General features: G+C 64.6%; 2 protein-coding genes. One reads left to right on the forward strand and one right to left on the reverse strand.

What is annotated here, in order from left to right:
* Window positions 1-191: 191 nt before the first annotated feature.
* A complete protein-coding gene (locus tag ACFWPJ_RS31275; protein WP_378856886.1) occupies window positions 192-1,055 on the forward strand; it encodes a DNA/RNA non-specific endonuclease in 864 nt (287 codons plus the stop codon).
* Between the two features lie 255 nt (window positions 1,056-1,310).
* On the opposite strand, the gene ACFWPJ_RS31280 is transcribed toward ACFWPJ_RS31275, so the two are convergent.
* Window positions 1,311-1,988 (reverse strand): NAD(P)-dependent oxidoreductase, encoded by a 678-nt coding sequence (locus ACFWPJ_RS31280; protein WP_378856888.1) that lies wholly within the window; start codon window positions 1,986-1,988, stop codon window positions 1,311-1,313.
* Window positions 1,989-2,086: the final 98 nt, after the last annotated feature.

A 2,086-nucleotide genomic window follows, 5' to 3' on the forward strand; every position in this document is an offset into this window, starting at 1 on the left:
CAGTGCCAGCGACAGTACGCGCGCCGGCCGTTCGACACAGCGAATCTTTCCGTCATCGTGGGGATGAGTGCGCGTCCATGACGAATGCGGGTAGTCGACTACTCGTGAGGTTGCCGATCGGGGCGGCGACGATGATGTGCACGCTCGGTGAGCGTGTAGACAGCATCCCGTCACTTCGGAAAGGGCTGACGATGACCGCCGATACGAATACCAGCCGGATCGGCGACTCCGTCGTGGTGAACGAAGCGGTGTCGACCGGGTACGACCGTGGCTTCCTCGGGACCGGTATCGAGGTTCCGGAACTCGATGCGGCGGTGCGCGGGGACGCGGTGCGCCTTGATGGTTCCGAAGTCATCGGGTACACGCATTTCTCGTTGGCGCTGAGTGCCGCGCGGCGCTTCGCGTTCTGGGTGGGCTGGAATATCGATGGTGGTGCGATGAAAAGGATCGGGAGGCGAGGTATCGACTTCGTCAAAGACTCGCGGATCCCGGCCGACGTGCAGGTGGGTAATGAGCTCTACCAGGGTAATCGGCTCGATCGTGGGCACCTGGCACGGCGGGCTGACCTGCTGTGGGGCAGTGCGAGCGAAGCGGAGCAGGCGAATATCGACTCGTTCTTCTACACCAACATCACCCCGCAGATGGACGACTTCAATCAGAGCAGCCGCCGCGGAGTGTGGGGGCAGCTCGAAGACGCGGTGTTCGCCGATGTCGACGTCGACGACCTGAAGGTGACGGTGTTCGGGGGACCAGTCTTCCGTGCCGATGACCGCGTCCACCGCGGGGTGGCCTTGCCGAAGGAGTACTGGAAGGTGATCTGCTTCGTCGAGGCGGGCAGGCTCACCTGCCGGGCGTTTCTGCTGACTCAGCAACTCGACCTGCGCGAAGCGCTCGAACTCGACGAGTTCCGGGTGTTCCAGGTCGCGCTGACCGAGATCGAAGAGCGGACGCGGCTCCGCTTCCCGGCTACCCTGCACGATGCCGACACCCTCGCGACCATCGAGCTGACAGGTGTGCGCGAACCGCTGGAGTCCACCGCCGATATCCGGTGGTAGCCGGTCGCGGGTGGTGGTGGCGGTTGCCGGCCCGGTACGGGCAGCGCCTTGTGGGCGCGCTGGTGCGCGGCAACCGCCTGCCTGCCGGTCCAGGAGAACGGCCATCCCGTCCCCGGCGGCGGTCGGTGGGTGATCCAGATCGGCGATACCCCGCCGCGCTGACTCGAAACAGGGCGGCTCGTGACCCCCGCGGCAGCGACCAGGACTTCCCGGTTCGGTCGCGGAGCGGCCATGGAATGGCCATATCGATAAGAGCTAGCGTGCACGGAAGGTGTCGGTGAGGCGCGGAGTCCCCGCGGACGTGACCACGTCGACGCATGCGCCGACGAACTTGTTCTCGAGGGTCACATCCAGTAGCGCATCGGCAAGATCCACCCGCGAGGTGTATCGGCCGGGTACGCCCGACGGCGCCAGGGTGTAGTCGGTGATCGTGGTGCCGTCGAAGAGTCCGGACGCGCGGACGATGGTCGAGTCGAGTCCGCTGTTCCGGACGGCTGCCTCCATGCGTCCCATATCGGCGTAAGCGGTACGCCCCAGAGTGAGCATCACGGGGAGTAGTACGGCTCGAAAAAGGAAGGTTTCGCCCGGAGCCGCGGTGCCGGCGACGCAGACCGAGCTGACGCAGACCAGGCGTCGAACGCCATGTAGTTCCATTGCCCGCATGATGTTTCCGACGCCTTCGGTAAAGATCGATACGGGCTCGAGTGTGTAGCTTCCGCCCAGGACCGATATCACAGCATCATGCCCGGCTATGGCCTGTGCGACCGAGTCACTGTCGCGTGCATCTGTCCGCACGACGCGCAACAGCGGATCGGCGATGGCGAAGTCGCCGGGGCGGCGCACTGCGGCGGTAACCTGTTGTCCCCTATCGATTGCCTGGCGAACTACGTTCAGGCCGGTTGGGCCGCTGGCACCGAATACGACAATCTTCATCGCTTCCTTACCTTTCTTCTCGGGTGCTGTAAGCCACTGGCTGCCATAGGCTTTGCAGCACCCAGGAGCGCCGGGTATGGCTTTCATCGCTCAGCCGT

Source organism: Nocardia sp. NPDC058497, assembly GCF_042720195.1.
Taxonomy (GTDB): domain Bacteria; phylum Actinomycetota; class Actinomycetes; order Mycobacteriales; family Mycobacteriaceae; genus Nocardia.